At 71.8% G+C, this 14,035-nt stretch carries 15 protein-coding genes; 9 read left to right on the top strand and 6 right to left on the bottom strand.

Annotated elements, in window-relative coordinates; genetic code table 11:
* The first annotated feature begins 12 nt into the window (after positions 1 to 12).
* Complete coding sequence (locus NS184_RS04940; RefSeq protein ID WP_058725023.1) at positions 13 to 615, top strand: DUF1992 domain-containing protein; 603 nt, start codon at positions 13 to 15, stop codon at positions 613 to 615.
* A gap of 115 nt (positions 616 to 730) precedes the next feature.
* Here the strand turns inward: NS184_RS04940 and NS184_RS04935 are convergent, their stop codons facing one another.
* On the bottom strand, positions 731 to 1,411 hold the full coding sequence (locus tag NS184_RS04935) for a hypothetical protein (protein WP_058724487.1): 681 nt from the start codon (positions 1,409 to 1,411) through the stop codon (positions 731 to 733).
* Between the two features lie 199 nt (positions 1,412 to 1,610).
* On the opposite strand from NS184_RS04935, the gene NS184_RS04930 reads away from it, so the two are divergent.
* The 6 genes from NS184_RS04930 (at position 1,611) to NS184_RS18215 (ending at position 6,828) form a co-directional block, all read left to right on the top strand.
* On the top strand, positions 1,611 to 3,992 hold the full coding sequence (locus NS184_RS04930) for a phosphoketolase family protein (RefSeq protein ID WP_058725022.1): 2,382 nt from the start codon (positions 1,611 to 1,613) through the stop codon (positions 3,990 to 3,992).
* Positions 3,993 to 4,166: 174 nt separating this feature from the next.
* On the top strand, positions 4,167 to 4,472 hold the full coding sequence (locus NS184_RS04925; RefSeq protein WP_152998063.1) for a hypothetical protein: 306 nt from the start codon (positions 4,167 to 4,169) through the stop codon (positions 4,470 to 4,472).
* Between the two features lies 1 nt (position 4,473).
* Complete coding sequence (locus tag NS184_RS04920; protein WP_193750394.1) at positions 4,474 to 4,677, top strand: hypothetical protein; 204 nt, start codon at positions 4,474 to 4,476, stop codon at positions 4,675 to 4,677.
* A gap of 131 nt (positions 4,678 to 4,808) precedes the next feature.
* Positions 4,809 to 5,492 carry a fumarylacetoacetate hydrolase family protein gene (locus tag NS184_RS04915; RefSeq protein WP_206556257.1) on the top strand — a complete coding sequence of 228 codons (684 nt, stop codon included), beginning with the start codon at positions 4,809 to 4,811 and terminating at the stop codon, positions 5,490 to 5,492.
* A gap of 183 nt (positions 5,493 to 5,675) precedes the next feature.
* The gene (locus tag NS184_RS04910) at positions 5,676 to 6,650 is read left to right on the top strand and encodes a sugar phosphate isomerase/epimerase family protein (protein WP_058725019.1); all 975 of its coding nucleotides are present in this window, start codon (positions 5,676 to 5,678) and stop codon (positions 6,648 to 6,650) included.
* A gap of 10 nt (positions 6,651 to 6,660) precedes the next feature.
* Positions 6,661 to 6,828 carry a hypothetical protein gene (locus NS184_RS18215; RefSeq protein ID WP_193750393.1) on the top strand — a complete coding sequence of 56 codons (168 nt, stop codon included), beginning with the start codon at positions 6,661 to 6,663 and terminating at the stop codon, positions 6,826 to 6,828.
* A 218-nt stretch (positions 6,829 to 7,046) separates the two neighbouring features.
* Here NS184_RS18215 and NS184_RS18210 read toward each other — a convergent pair whose 3' ends face one another.
* The 3 genes from NS184_RS18210 to NS184_RS04900 all read right to left on the bottom strand — a co-directional run bounded on the left by NS184_RS18210 (position 7,047) and on the right by NS184_RS04900 (position 10,729).
* Positions 7,047 to 7,202 carry a hypothetical protein gene (locus NS184_RS18210; RefSeq protein WP_193750392.1) on the bottom strand — a complete coding sequence of 52 codons (156 nt, stop codon included), beginning with the start codon at positions 7,200 to 7,202 and terminating at the stop codon, positions 7,047 to 7,049.
* 141 nt (positions 7,203 to 7,343) lie between these two features.
* On the bottom strand, positions 7,344 to 9,842 hold the full coding sequence (locus NS184_RS04905) for an ATP-dependent DNA ligase (protein ID WP_152998062.1): 2,499 nt from the start codon (positions 9,840 to 9,842) through the stop codon (positions 7,344 to 7,346).
* Positions 9,839 to 10,729 (bottom strand): SDR family oxidoreductase, encoded by an 891-nt coding sequence (locus NS184_RS04900; protein ID WP_058725018.1) that lies wholly within the window; start codon positions 10,727 to 10,729, stop codon positions 9,839 to 9,841. Before NS184_RS04900 ends, NS184_RS04905 begins: the two co-directional genes overlap by 4 nt.
* A 105-nt stretch (positions 10,730 to 10,834) precedes the next feature.
* On the opposite strand from NS184_RS04900, the gene NS184_RS04895 reads away from it, so the two are divergent.
* Complete coding sequence (locus NS184_RS04895) at positions 10,835 to 11,890, top strand: Ku protein (protein WP_058725017.1); 1,056 nt, start codon at positions 10,835 to 10,837, stop codon at positions 11,888 to 11,890.
* On the opposite strand, the gene NS184_RS04890 is transcribed toward NS184_RS04895, so the two are convergent.
* Positions 11,887 to 12,372, bottom strand: coding sequence for a DUF6328 family protein (locus NS184_RS04890; protein WP_058725016.1), 486 nt, complete (start codon positions 12,370 to 12,372; stop codon positions 11,887 to 11,889). The genes NS184_RS04895 and NS184_RS04890 overlap by 4 nt on opposite strands.
* A gap of 83 nt (positions 12,373 to 12,455) precedes the next feature.
* Here NS184_RS04890 and NS184_RS04885 point away from each other — a divergent pair, with 83 nt between their 5' ends.
* Positions 12,456 to 13,076, top strand: a complete 621-nt coding sequence (locus tag NS184_RS04885; protein ID WP_058725015.1) for an antibiotic biosynthesis monooxygenase — start codon at positions 12,456 to 12,458, stop codon at positions 13,074 to 13,076.
* A gap of 3 nt (positions 13,077 to 13,079) precedes the next feature.
* On the opposite strand, the gene NS184_RS04880 is transcribed toward NS184_RS04885, so the two are convergent.
* Positions 13,080 to 14,015: a Ppx/GppA phosphatase family protein gene (locus NS184_RS04880; protein ID WP_058725014.1), complete on the bottom strand. Its 936-nt coding sequence runs from the start codon at positions 14,013 to 14,015 to the stop codon at positions 13,080 to 13,082.
* Positions 14,016 to 14,035: the final 20 nt, after the last annotated feature.

Genomic DNA, 14,035 nt, shown 5'->3' with positions numbered 1-14,035 from the left:
CATGGAGGGGTCATGAACGACGTCGACGCACGCATGGACCGGCTCCGGCGCGCTGCTCGCTACCGGTACGAGCGGCTCGTCGAGAGCGAGATCGAACGGGGGTCGCTCGACCCCGACGAGGTCCGCGAGGAACGCCGGCTGCTGCAGGCGAAGGACGTCGGGCAGCACGCGCGGGCCCTCATCGAAGAGGCCGAGCGTCGCGGTGTCTTCGAGGGCAACCCGTACCACGGCAAGCCGCTGCCCTCCAACGACGGCAGGCACGACCCGGACTGGTGGATCCGGTCGAAGATCGAGCGGGAGCAGCTCAGCGGGATCGCGCCCCCGGCGTTCGCGCTCCGGAAGGAGGACGCCGAGCTCACAGACCAGCTCGACACCCTCACGGTGGAAGCCGACGTCCGCGACGTCCTCGAGGACTTCAACGCCCGCGTGAAGGAGGCCCGGCGGCAGCTGCTGGGCGGCCCGCCGGTCGTGACGCCGCTCCGCGACGTCGAGGCGGAGCTGCGGGCGTGGCGCGATCGCCGGGAGGCACGGGCCGCCTCCGACGCGGCAGCGGCGGCCGCGCAGGCGGCCGCGTCCGACACCCGGCCGTCCCGGTGGTGGCGCCGGCGTCGCTGAGGCGATCCGCGCCTCCCGGCCGACCCACGACGCACGACGCACGACGGGCCGGCCACGACGCACGAGAGCGCCGTCCCCTGTCGGGGACGACGCTCTCGGCGTGTGGTGCGGGGTGTTACTTGATCTTGGCGGTGATGGTCGCGGTGCCCACGAGCAGGCCGCGCTTGACGGCGTCGGTGCCGAACGTCTTGTTCAGCAGGCCCGCGGCGTCCTCGGAGATGTGGACCGTGGTGCCGGTCAGGATCGCGTTGTCGCCCTCGAGCTGCAGCGGCTTGAGGGTGCCACCCCAGAGCTCGAACAGGTACGCGTTCGCCGCGGCGACCTTGCCGTTGACCAGCACGTCACCGTAGAGCTTGGACGAACCCGGGTTCACCACGAAGTTCTCCAGCGTCACCGTCGTGTCACCGGCCTTGAGGGTCAGGCCCGAGTCGTCGTGGTTGAGCAGACCCTGCACGTAGGGGCGGTACGAGCCGTCCGGGTTCCAGTACGTGACCGAACCGGCCGTGATCGGGAACGACACCGACCCGTTCTCGAGCTTGGCGTTGCCGGACACACCGGGGGTGAGCTTCAAGGCGGTGAGGGCGTCGGTGAAGCCCGAGTCGAGCTTCACGGCCGTGCTGCCACCCAGGACCTCGGGCACCGACGCGACCGGGGCGGGGATCTTCGACGAGGACGAGGACACGGTGTGCACCGACGGGGTCGAGGCGTTCGCGGCGCCGACACCGAACGCGGCGCCACCGAGGACGAGCGCGCCGGTCGTGGCGAGGGTGATCGAGGTCTTCAGGCTCTTGCGCATGGTGATCGTTCCTTTGCTTGATCGAGTGCTCCGGCCGGTGGCCTTGCCCCTCTCGCTGTGTGAGAGACGTGTACCGGCCGAGCGTGACCGGGGAGCTTCTTGGGCGTTTCGCCCTGGTGTCATGCATTCGGCACGCCCAGCCGATCGGTTTGGACGACTTGCTGGAAGATTTCCACCCGGCCCTCCGTAGCGTGGGCGCATGTCCCCTGCACCCATCGCGACCACCGACCGCATCCGGGCGATCGACGCCTGGTGGCGCGCCGCGAACTACCTCACCGCCGGGCAGATCCACCTGCTCGACAACCCGCTCCTCACCCGGCCGATCGAGCCGGACGACATCAAGCCGCGCCTGCTCGGCCACTGGGGGACCTCGCCGGCGCTCAACCTCGTCTACGCACACTGCAACGCGCTCATCGCCGAGACGGACCGGCAGCTGCTGTACGTCTGCGGGCCGGGGCACGGCGGCCCGGCGATGAACGCGAACGCGTGGCTCGACGGCACGTGGAGCGAGCTCTACCCGGACATCACCCCGGACACCGACGGGCTCCGGCGGTTCTTCCGGCAGTTCTCGTTCCCCGGAGGCATCCCGTCGCACGCCGCTCCGGAAACCCCCGGTTCGATCAACGAGGGCGGTGAGCTCGGGTACTCCCTCGCCCACGCCTACGGGGCGGCGCTCGACAACCCGGACCTCGTCGTCGCGTGCGTGGTCGGCGACGGCGAGGCCGAGACCGGTCCGCTCGCGGCGTCCTGGCAGGCGCACACCTTCCTCGACCCGGTGTCCGACGGTGCCGTGCTGCCGATCCTCAACCTCAACGGGTGGAAGATCGCGAACCCGACCGTCCTCGCCCGCATCCCCGGGGAGGACCTCGACGCGTACTTCCGCGGGCTCGGGTACGAGCCGATCACGGTCGACTCCTCCCGGGTCGACCACGACCCGTTCGCCGTGCACGCCCTGCTCGACGCCGCACTGCGCCGGGCGCTCGCCCGCATCGACGACATCCAGGCCGCCGCCCGCGCGCAGGCCGAACGCGCCGCCGCCGGACAGCTCGCGGGTGCCGCCGATCTCCGTCCGCGGTGGCCGATGATCGTGCTGCGCACCCCGAAGGGCTGGACGGGGCCGAACGAGGGCACCTTCCACTCGCACCAGATCCCGCTGCCCGACGTCCGGACGAACGACGAGGACCGCGCCCGGCTCGAGGAGTGGATGCGCTCCTACCGCCCGGAGGAGCTGTTCGACGAGCAGGGCCGGCCGATCGGCATCCTCGGAGCCATCCGTCCCGAGGGCGACCTCCGCATGAGTGCGACCCCGTTCGCGAACGGCGGGCGGATCCGGACCGCGCTCGACCTCCCCGCGATCGCCGACCACGGCGTCGCCGCCGGCGAGCCCGCCTCGGCCACGGGCACCCTCGGACCGTGGCTCGCGGCACTGGTCGAACGCAACGGGTCGGACTTCCGGCTGTTCGGTCCCGACGAGACGATCTCCAACAAGCTCGACGCGGTGTTCGACGTCACGAACCGCGTGTGGCGGGCGGATCGCGCCCCCGGTGACGAGCACCTCTCGGCACGCGGCCGGGTCATCGAGGTCCTGTCCGAACACGTCCTGGAGGGCATGCTCGAGGGCTACGTCCTGACCGGTCGGCACGGCATCCTCAACACGTACGAGGCGTTCGCACACATCATCGACTCGATGGTCGGGCAGTACGCCAAGTGGCTCGAGTCCTCCGCGGACCTCGACTGGCGGCTGCCGGTGTCGAACCTCACGATCCTGCTCTCGTCGCACGTCTGGCGCCAGGACCACAACGGCTTCTCGCACCAGGACCCCGGGTTCCTCGACGTCGTCGCGTCGAAGCAGCAGGACCTCGTGCGGATCAAGCTCCCCGCCGACGCGAACACCCTCCTCGCCGTCACGGCCCACGCACTCGAGACCACGAACCGCATCGAGGTCATCGTCGCCGGGAAGCACCCGGAACCGGTGTTCCTCTCGCTCGAGGACGCCGTCGCGCACGCCGAGGCAGGGCTCGGGGTCTGGGACTGGGCCGGCACGGAGTCCGCGGTCGGTCGGGCGGACGTCGTGCTCGTCGGCGCCGGGGACGTGCCCACCGTCGAGACGCTCGCCGCCGCCGCGATCATCCGTGAGCACGCTCCCGCCGTCGGCGTGCGGGTCGTCAACGTCGTCGACCTGCTGTCCATCGGCGACCCGCGGAAGCACGAGCACCCGGTCTCCGACGAGCGGTACGACGAGGTGTTCCTCCCCGGGACGCCGGCGGTCTTCGCGTTCCACGGGTACCCGGCGCTCGTGCACCAGCTCACCTACCGTCGACACGGGCACGACGACCTCCACGTGCACGGGTTCCAGGAGCAGGGCACGACGACCACCCCGTTCGACATGCTCATGCGCAACGACATGGACCGCTTCGCGCTGGCGCACGACGCGCTGACGCGGGTCGACGCCGCGGAGCACGCCGAGCTGCTCGACCGCCTCACGGCGGCTCGTGACGCGGCGCGGGAGTACGCCTACACGCGCGGCGAGGACCACCCGTCGGTCGCGGGGTGGGAGTTCGCGGGGTGGCCGCAGGACTGAGCAGTCCGGGATCCGGCAGGCCCGACCGCCGACGCGTCTGGTGCGACGTCCGGTACGTCTCCTGCACCGGCCTGGAGGCACGGCTCGCCCTCCACAGGACCGGTCACGCCCGTCGCGTGGCCGGTCCTGTGCCGTCAGGCTGACGACATGGACGTGCGGTGGACGAGCGCAGCGGTGGCAGTGATCGGAGCCGTGGTGGCGGTGGCGAGTCTGGTGGTCACGATCGTCGAAGGCGTGCGCGCGAGGCGACATACAAAGTTCTTGGCCCACCACGACCACTGGTGGCAGCGTTGGTCGTGGATCGCCGAGCGGGCGCTCTCGGAGGCGGAACGCGACCACGACGCCGCGGCGCTGATGGCTCGTGCGGTCCTGAGTCGTTCATGGTCGACGGACGACGACAGGTGGATGGAACGCGCCCTGGACGACCACGAGTTCCAGACCGAGAACCGACGGCGGAAGGACACACAGCGTGATCGGTGACATGGACGACGAACGCTTCTTCGAGGTGTTCGCGCGCTACGAGCGCAGCACGCTCGAACTGTTGCAACACCCGCACTACGGCGCCATCATCCGGTCGGACGGGTCCCTCGAGCGCCTCGAGGAACTCCGCGTCGAGCGCCGCGAGCGGGAGGAACGCGCCCGCGCCCGGAAGCTCCGCGCCGAGGCGTCCTTCGCCGAGGGCTGAGCGGGCCGACGCACCCCGGGCCGTGCCGGGCCGGGGTGCCGTGCCGTGCCGGGGTGTGCCGTGCCGTGCCGTGCCGGGCCGAGCCGGGCCGGACCGGGCCGAGCCGAGCAGCGTCGTGCCAGGGTGGACGGGTGAGCGACCTCGTCATGCCGGCCCCGCCGCAGCCGACCGTCCCGACGACCACGGGTGGACGCTTCCCCGTCCGGCGGATCTTCTGCGTCGGCCGCAACTACGCCGCCCATGCCCGGGAGATGGGCCACGACCCGGACCGCGAGCCACCGTTCTTCTTCTCGAAGCCCGCGGACGCCGTCGTCGCGGACGGCGCCGACACCCCGTACCCGCCACTGACCGGCCAGCTCGAGCACGAGGTCGAACTCGTCGTCGCGATCGGCGCCGCCGCGGCGGACGTCCCGGTGGCGGACGCGCTGGACACGGTCTGGGGCTACGGCGTCGGGCTCGACCTCACCCGCCGCGACCTCCAAGCCGAGGCGAAGCGGCTCGGCCGCCCGTGGGACGCTGCGAAGGGGTTCGACGCCTCCGCCACGGTCGGCGTCCTCGTCCCCGCCGCCGGGGTGGACCCGACGCACGGGACCGTGGAGTTGACGGTGAACGGCACCCTCCGACAGGCCGGCGACCTCGCCGACCAGATCTGGTCGGTCGCCGAGACGATCGCCGAGCTCTCGCGCGCCGTCCGACTCGCTCCCGGCGACCTGCTCATGACCGGCACGCCGGACGGCGTGGGGCCGCTCGTCCGGGGCGACGTGGTCGAGGGACGCATCGCGGGCGTCGGGTCGGTCCGCACCGTCGTCGTCTGAACGAGTGCGACGCTCGGCCACCTTCGGACACGTACCGCGTTTCGAGCACGTGTCGACGGACTGGGAGCGCTTGCAGGTCGGCAGCGTAGACCTCATGTGACGTCAGGGGTCAGCGACGTCGCAACATCACGGACAGGGCCGGGTGCGGGGAGCAGCAGGCCGTCCGGAACCGGAGGTGCCGCCGTGCTCGAACACGACCTGCTCGCCACGTCCTCGACCTGGGCGGGCGACGAACCGATCGGTGAGCGGGTGCGCGCCGTCGGTGCCGCCGGGTTCGCGGGACTCTCCCTCACCGTCGGCGACCTGCACGAGGTCCGCGCGACGATCGGGTTCGCCGAACTCCGGCGCATCCTGGACGGCTCCGGGATCGTCTGGGTGCAGCTCGGCCCGCTCGACCGCTGGTGGTCGAGCGACGACCGGTCCGCTGACGAGGACGCGGACCGCGGTGTGGTCTTCGAGGCCACCGCCGCGCTCCGTGCATGGCAGGTCGTGGTCGGAGCCGACACGACCCTGACTGTCCGGCCCACAGCGATGACCGACGACTGGGTGGCGCTCGCGGCACGGACCGAGCAGCTCGGCGCGCAGCTCGTGCTCGAACCGGAGCCGTGGTCGAACCTGCCGACGGTCGAACGGGCCGCTCGGTTCGTCAGCGCCGCCGGGCACCCGAACGGCGGTCTGCTCCTCGACGCGATGCACACCCTCCGGGGCGGCTCGACCCTGGCATCGGTGCACGAGGGCGTCGCTCCCGCCGTGCTCGCCGCGGTCGAGCTGAGCGACGGCCTGCTCCACACGCCGGCCGGCATGACCCTCGCCGAGGAGTCCCACGCCGCGCGGTACCTGCCCGGCTCCGGAGCGTGGGACCTGCTCGGGTTCGTCCGGACGGTCCGGGACCTCGGCTTCGACGAGCCGTGGGGTGTCGAGGTCCGGACCGCCGCGCACCGCGCGATGCCGACCGCCGACGCCCTCCGCACCGCGGCGGCCGCCACCCGCGCCGTGCTCGATGCGGCCGATGCGATCGGCGCTCCCGCTGCTCCGGCGATGCCGTCCACCCCGGCGCCGGCCTCCGCCGTGGACCTCGACTCGTCGCGGGCCCCGCACGCGCCGATGCCCTCCGTGCCGCTCCCCCGCCGGGAGGCTGACACAGGGACGCCGGCGTAGGTTCGCCAGCATGACGGACCACGACGACGAACTCCTCCGCCGCTCCCAGGACGCGATCGACGAGGCGAAGGCGGCCGCAGCCGACGTGACCGAGCCCGAGGAGGACGACCTCGTCGAGGAGGACCTCCCGGTCGCGGACGACGCCGAGCCGACCGATGGCCCGGCGCCCGCACCCTGAGCGGCGGCCCGCGGAGAAATTCTCGAGATCAGGTGTGACGAACCGGGCCGTCGTCCCGTCTCAGTGGTGAGCCTGTCAGTTGCTCACCACGGCTGGCGTCAGCGCGCCGTGGCCGGTCATCCCTGAACGCCGGTCACGGCGCTTGAACGGCGACCCGTGCGTTCCCTGATCCGGCGCACGGGTCGCCTCCGCCCGGATCGCCTCGACGGCCGCTGAGGTCAGTCGTCGACCTGGTCGCCGAGGAAGTCGGCGTAGGTGACCTCGCCGTCGACAGCGACGTCCGCCGGGTCAGCCGAGGCGCGTCGTCCCCGACTGCCCGCAGCCGTCCCGCGTTCCTCCGGCGTGAACGGCGGCAGGTACTTGCTCGCGCTCATGGTCACGCCCTTCCGTCCCGGTGAACGTAACAGTCTCGGGGCCCTCGGCGGCGATCGTTCCCGCGAACGTCCCCCGGAGGCGCGCCGAACGGGGGACGGAAGTTCGCCGGGGGCGGACCCCATGCGCATGCATGTGCGCGATCAGGACTCGCGCACGACGTCGTCGGGCTGCTTGTCCGCGCGCCATCCGCGCCACGAAGGCTGGCGGAGCCGCCCGTCCCCGGTCCACTCCGCGAACTCCACCTCGCCGACCCGGACCGGTCGCACCCAGTGCGCGTCGCGGGCGTCCGGACGAGGGACGTCGACGAACGGGGAGTCGTCGGTGCCCAGGGGCTCGAGCACGCCGGCGATCTCGTCGAGGTCGCGGTCACGGAACCCGGTGCCGACCTTGCCGACGTACTCGAGGCCCTCGGCACCCGGCACGCCGAGCAGCAGCGAGCCGATGCCGCCTTCCCTGCGACCGGCACCGGGGCGCCACCCGCCGACCACGACCTCTTGCGTGGCGTGGTGCTTGACCTTGAGCCACGCCTCCGAGCGGCGTCCCTCGGCGTACTTCGAGCCGCGCTTCTTCGCGACGACGCCTTCGAGCCCTCGTCGTTCGGACTCCGCGAGCGCGGCGGCGAAGTCCCCTTCGACGGCGTCGGGCACCTCGATCACCCCGCCGGGCTCGATGACGGTCGCGAGGGCTTCCCGCCGGGCGGTGTACCCGTGGCGGGTGAGTTCGTGGCCGTCGGCCTCGAGCACGTCGAACAGCAGCAGGCGGACGGGGGTCGTCGCGCGGGCTGCCTCGACCTCGCGGGTCTTCGTGAGGCCCATGCGGTTCTGCAGGAGCTGGAACGAGGGCCGCCCGCGATCGTCGAGCGCCACGATCTCCCCGTCGTAGACACCGTCGACCCCGGCCCGCTCTCCGAGGTCCTGCAGCTCGGGGTACTGGGCGGTGAGGTCGTTGCCGTTCCGGCTCCGGAGCGTGACCTTGCCGTCCCGGACGGTCGCGAGCGCCCGGATGCCGTCCCACTTCAGCTCGAACGCCCAGTCCGCGGGGTCGAGCCGGGGCTCACCCTTCGCCAGCGTCGCCTGCATGGTGCGGCGTTCCTCGGGGCGCTCGGTCGCGGGGCTGGTCGCGTGCACGGCCGACCGGGAGGCACGGGTCGGTCCCGCCCGGTGCGTCGCGCCCGCCGTGCTGCCGGGCTCGCGGTCCGGCTGGTCCTTCGTGCGGTGGATGAGCCAGTTCTTCTCGTCGCCGTCGCGTCCGCGTCCTCGCCCCCGGGTGTGCAGGAGCGCCAACCGTCGCGCTCCCCCGGTCCGGCCGTGCAGGGTGACGATCACTTCCTCGCCCTCGCGCCACTTCTCGAGCTCGTACGTGCCGTCGTCCCAGATCGTGACGGTCCCGCCGCCGTACTCGGCTGCCGGGATGATCCCCTCGAAGGAGCCGTACTCGAGCGGGTGGTCCTCGGTCTGCACGGCGAGGTGGTTCTTCCCTGGGTCGGTCGGCTCGCCCTTCGGCAGCGCCCAGCTGACGAGCACGCCCTCGTGCTCCAGCCGGAAGTCGTAGTGGTCCCTGGTGGCGTGGTGCTCCTGGATCACGAACGTCGGGGTGCCGTCGTCGCGGACGGTCGGCGCGCCCGTGGGGACCGGTTCGGGGGTCTTCGCGGCGTCCCGTTTGGCCCGGTACGCGCTCAGGCGGTCCTCGCTCGCCCGGTTCGCGTCCTCGGTCCGTTCGCCGTCCCAGTGGCCGTGGTCGGGCCTGCCGACGGACAACGAGGCGGACGCGACCGGGTGCAGGAGGTCGCCACGGGCCTCCAGACGGTCCAGCACGTCGTCCAGGGTGAGCTGGACGAGCCCACGCTGGGTGAGCTCGTCCCAGGTCCGCGGTGCTGCGACCGTCGGCCGGTCACGGCCGCGGAGCGAGTAGGGGGCGATCGTCGTCTTGTTGCCGTTGTTCTGCGACCAGTCGACGAAGACCTTGCCGGTGCGCTCGGCCCGGCTCATGGAGGACAGGACGAGGTCGGGGAGGTCCTGCTCGAGCGCCCGTGCGAGTTCGTGCGCGACGTCGGACACCTGGGCCGTCGTCGCGCGCCCGTCGAGCGCCGCGTAGAGGTGGATGCCCTTCGACCCGGACGTCACCGGGTACGGCTCGAGCCCCATGCCCTGCAGGACCTCGCGCGCCGCGAGGGCGACCTCGACGCACTCGGGGAGCCCGACGCCCTCGCCCGGGTCGAGGTCGAGCACGAGTCGGTCCGGGTTCTGGTGTCCGCCGCGCGGGCCGAAGCGCCACTGCGGCACGTGGAGCTCGAGCGCAGCCTGCTGCGCCATCCACACGAGCGTGGCGACGTCGTCGACGATCGGGTACTCGGTGTCGTGTTCCTTGTGTGCGATCGTGTGGTGCCGCACCCAGTCGGGGGCGGAGTCGGGGAGGTTCTTCTCGAAGAAGACCTTCCCGTCGACGCCGTTCGCCCAGCGCTTCCGCGTCACCGGGCGGTCCTTCACGTGCGGGATCATCCACGGTGCGACCCGTTCGTAGTACTCGATCACCCGCCCTTTGGTCGTCCCGGTCTCCGGGTAGAGGACCTTGTCGGTGTTGCTCAGGCTGATCGACCTGCCGCCGACGACGACGGTGCGACGCTTCGCCACCGGGCTCACAGCGCCACCCCGGTCGCTCCCGCCACGGTCAGGGTCGAGCCGGAGGTGTACGACGACTCCGGCCCGGCGAGGTACACGTAGGCGCTCCCGAGCTCCACGGGCTGCGCCGGTCGTCCGAACGGGGTGCCCTCGCCGTAGTGCGCGATCTCGTCGCCCGGGTAGCTGGTCGGCTGCAGTGGCGTCCAGACCGGCCCGGGCACGACCGTGTTCGCCCGGATGCCCCTCGGGGCGAGCTGGCGCGCGAGTCCGTTGGTGTACGTGATGATCGCGGACTTCGTCGCGGCGTAGTCGATCATCCGCGCCTGTGGCTCGTGGGCGGACACCGAGCTCGTCGTGACGATCGCGCTGCCGGGCGCCAGGTGCGGCACCGCGGCACGGACGAGCCAGAACAGCGAGTAGAGGTTCACCTTGAGCGTGCGGTCGAAGGACTCGGTCGTCTGCTCCGCGACGTCCTCGTGCACCTGCTGGAACCCGGCGACGGTGACGAGCGCGTCGAGCCCGCCGAGGGTGCTCACGGCGTCGCGGACGAGCCGTGCGCAGAAGTCCTCGTCGGTGAGGTCGCCCGGCAGCAGGACCGCCTTGCGTCCGAGGCCGCCGATCACGTCGCGGACGTCCTCGAGGTCGCTCAGCTCGTCCGGCAGGGCGTTCAGGGCGACGTCCGCGCCCTCCTTCGCCATCGCGACCGCCGCTGCCCGCCCGATGCCCGAATCGGCGCCGGTCACGAGCACGCGGTAGCCGCGCATCCGGCCGGTGCCCTCGTAGGACCGCTCGCCGTGGTCGGGCGCCGGGTCCATCGCGCTCGCGAGCCCGGAGCCGTCCTGCGTCTGCGCCGGGAACGGTGGGCGGGGGTGCTGGGTCCGCGGGTCCTGCTTGTCGAGCTGACTCATGGGCCCATCGTGCTCGTCCTCCCCCGGCACCGGCACAGCAGCGGCGGGCCTGTGGAGAACCCGTCCCTCCGGACGCTCCGGTGCAGGGACGTGCATCATGTGGCCATGAGGTCGATCTGGAAGGGCTCCATCGCGTTCGGGCTGGTCAACGTGCCGATCAAGGTGTACGCGGCCACCGAGACCCACGACGTCTCACTGCACCAGGTCCACGACGAGGACAAGGGCCGCATCCGGTACAAGCGCGTGTGCGAGTTCGGCCACGAGGTCGAGTACGCCGACATCCAGCGGGCCTACGACGACGGCGAGAAGACCGTCGTGCTCACCGCCGACGACTTCAAGCAGCTGCCCGAGGAGCAGTCGCACGAGATCGAGGTCCTGGAGTTCGTGCCGGTCGAGCAGGTCGACCCGATGATGTTCGAGAAGTCGTACTACCTCGAGCCAGACTCCCGGTCCCCGAAGGCGTACGTGCTGCTCCGTGAGACGCTCGCGAAGACCGACCGGCTGGCGATCGTGCAGTTCACCCTCCGGCAGAAGACCCGGCTCGGGGTGCTCCGGGTGAACGACGACGTCATCCTGCTGCAGGGGCTGCTGTGGGGCGACGAGGTCCGGGCAGCCGACTTCGCGTCCCTCGACAAGTCGGTGAAGGTGAGCGCGAACGAGCTGAAGATGTCGTCCTCGCTCGTCGACAGCATGTCCGCCGACTTCGACCCGGACCGGTACACGGACGCGTACCAGGAGGAGCTGCAGCAGCTCATCGACGCGAAGCTCGCCTCCGGCGACGACGTGGACACCGCCGAGACCTTCGGCGAGCGGGACGAGGACGACGACGAGGGCGAGGGGGGTGACGTCATCGACCTGATGGCCGCCCTGCGGGCGTCGGTCGACAAGAAGCGGACGGGAGGCTCGGGGTCGCGTTCCCGGAGCGGGTCGCGTTCCGCGTCGCACGACTCCACCGCCGACGACGCGTCCGGTGGGCAGACGCCGGCCCCGGAGGAGTCGGGCGCGGCGAAGAAGAGCACGTCGAAGAAGAGCACGTCGAAGTCGAGCACGGCGAAGAAGAGCACCACGAAGGCGCCCACGGCGAAGAAGACGAGCAGCACGAAGACGTCGACCTCGGGGACCACTGCGAAGAGGACACCGGCGAAGAAACGCGCCAGCTAGTCCTCGGTGTCCCTCGCCGTGCGACGCAGGACCGTCGGCAGCACGGTCCACAGCGTCCCGGTCCCGACGAACACCGCGATCCCGGCGATGATCCCCCCACGTCCTCCGAGCACCACGTCGAACACGAACCACACGGTCCCGGCGAACAGCAGCGCGGCCGCGAAGAGCGTCACGAGCAGCAGGACGTTGCCCGCGCGCACGAGGTCGTGCTTCTGCCGCTGCTTGAACACGAGCCGGTGGGTCGCCACGACGGCGAGGGCCACCACGGTCACGACGACCGCGAGCACGACGAGCGTCAGGTAGATCGTCTCCTGCCGGGCGCTCAGCGACGAGAACCGCTGCTGGAACGGCAGCGTGAGCAGGAACCCGGCGAGGATCTGCGTCCCCGTCTGCACGATCCGCAGCTCCTGCTGGATGTCGCTCCAGTTGCGGTCCCACCGCTCCGTCGGGGTCTCGTTCCGGCCCCGCTGCAACTCGCTCATGCCGCGACCGTACTGCCCGCACCGGTCTGCGGATCGCCCCGCTCCGTCACGAGCCGGAAACACGCTTCGGGGACACTGGGAGCATGACTCCACAAGAGCCAGGGAGCCTGACCTCGTCATCCGTGAGCGCAGGCCCGCCCGTCACCGTGTCCATCACCCGTCTCGTCGAACCCGACCGCATCCCGGAGGTCACCCGCTGGGTGCAGTCCGGTGTCAACCTCGCGAACCGCTACCCGGGCTTCCTCGGCTCCGGGTGGGTGCGCTCCCACGCGACGAGCCGGGAGTGGCACATGCTGTACCGGTTCGCGGACCACGAGCAGCTCGCGACGTGGGAGAACTCCGACGACCGGCTGCGGTGGCTCGACCTCGGACGTGACCTCGTGGTGGAGTCCCGGGTCGAGAAGCGCACCGGGATCGAGGGGTGGTTCGACGCCCCGCAGGACGCCCCGGCGTCGAGCGCTCCTCCGCGGTGGAAGCAGGCCGTGAGCATCTGGCTCGGGTTCTTCCCGGTCAACCTCGTCTTCACGTACCTGGTCGGGTGGCTCGTCCCGGCGTTCGGGCACCTCGCCGTGCTGCCGCGCGTGCTGATCACGACGCTCGTGCTCACGCCGATCATGACGTTCTGGGTGCTGCCGTTCGTGACGAAGGCGATCCGCCCGTGGCTGCTCTCCCCGCCGCGGAACGCCGCGCTGCGGGACACGTAGCACTCAGCCGAGCACGGACAGCTGGTCGAGCCGCTCGAGGATGACGCCCTCACGGAGGGCCCACGGACAGATCTCGAGCGCCGGCAGGTCGAAGATGTCGAGGCAGGCCTCGGCGACGAGGGCGCCGGGGACGACCTGGTGCGCCCGGCTCGGCGAGACCCCCGGCAGCGTCGCGAGCTCGTCGACCGTCATGCCCAGCAGCGCGGGCAGCTGTCGCCGGAGCTCGGCGCCGTCGAGGGACCGCGGGACGAGCGGCCCGGCCACCGAGGGCGCGGCGCCGCAGATGCGCGCGATCGACCGGAACGTCTTCGACGTCGCCACGGCCCGGTCCGGCCGGCCGGAACGGAGCAGGAGCCCGGCGTCCCGCGCGATCGACACCCGGATCTCGTGCCGGAGGCGTCGGACGTCGTCGTCGGTGGGCGTACCGGCGGCGAAGAACGAGCGCGCGAGGCGGGCGGCGCCGATCGGCATCGACCACGCCACGTCCGGTGCCTCGTCGGCCCCGCCGGCGATCTCGAGCGAACCCCCACCGATGTCGAACACCGCGAGCCGTCCGGCGGACCACCCGAACCACCGCCGGACGGCGAGGAACGTCAGGCGGGCCTCGTCGTCACCGGAGAGCACGGCGAGCTCGACACCGGTCTCCTCCTGCACGTGCGCGAGGACGGCGTCGGAGTTCACCGCGTCGCGGACGGCGGAGGTGGCGAACGCGAGCATGTCCTCGCAGCCGCGTTCCTCGGCGACGCGGACGGCGTCGCCGACGAAGGCGGTGAGCGCATCGACGCCGGCCTGTGTCACGGCTCCGGTCGCGTCGAGGTGCTCGGCGAGCCGCAGCGGCTGCTTGAACGACGACGCCGGCAGCGGCGCGGCACCGCCGTGGGCGTCCACCACGAGCAGGTGGCCGGTGTTGGACCCGATGTCGAGGACTCCCACGCGCATGGCAGCAACGCTAGCGGCCG

Source organism: Curtobacterium luteum, from assembly GCF_001475545.1.
Taxonomy (GTDB): Bacteria; Actinomycetota; Actinomycetes; order Actinomycetales; family Microbacteriaceae; genus Curtobacterium; species Curtobacterium luteum_A.
Note: the sequence above shows the minus strand (reverse complement) of the source record. Positions and strands in the feature narration are given on the sequence as shown.

Bases quoted from the DNA above. Each gene is read 5' to 3' on its own strand.
- NS184_RS18210 (WP_193750392.1), bottom strand. From the start codon at position 7,202: ATGAGCGCGAGCAAGTACCTGCCGCCGTTCACGCCGGAGGAACGCGGG.
- NS184_RS04880 (WP_058725014.1), bottom strand. From the start codon at position 14,015: ATGCGCGTGGGAGTCCTCGACATCGGGTCCAACACCGGCCACCTGCTC.
- NS184_RS04900 (WP_058725018.1), bottom strand. From the start codon at position 10,729: ATGAGTCAGCTCGACAAGCAGGACCCGCGGACCCAGCACCCCCGCCCA.
- NS184_RS04930 (WP_058725022.1), top strand. From the start codon at position 1,611: ATGTCCCCTGCACCCATCGCGACCACCGACCGCATCCGGGCGATCGAC.
- NS184_RS04885 (WP_058725015.1), top strand. From the start codon at position 12,456: ATGACTCCACAAGAGCCAGGGAGCCTGACCTCGTCATCCGTGAGCGCA.
- NS184_RS04935 (WP_058724487.1), bottom strand. From the start codon at position 1,411: ATGCGCAAGAGCCTGAAGACCTCGATCACCCTCGCCACGACCGGCGCG.
- NS184_RS04895 (WP_058725017.1), top strand. From the start codon at position 10,835: ATGAGGTCGATCTGGAAGGGCTCCATCGCGTTCGGGCTGGTCAACGTG.
- NS184_RS04940 (WP_058725023.1), top strand. From the start codon at position 13: ATGAACGACGTCGACGCACGCATGGACCGGCTCCGGCGCGCTGCTCGC.
- NS184_RS04920 (WP_193750394.1), top strand. From the start codon at position 4,474: ATGGACGACGAACGCTTCTTCGAGGTGTTCGCGCGCTACGAGCGCAGC.
- NS184_RS18215 (WP_193750393.1), top strand. From the start codon at position 6,661: ATGACGGACCACGACGACGAACTCCTCCGCCGCTCCCAGGACGCGATC.
- NS184_RS04890 (WP_058725016.1), bottom strand. From the start codon at position 12,372: ATGAGCGAGTTGCAGCGGGGCCGGAACGAGACCCCGACGGAGCGGTGG.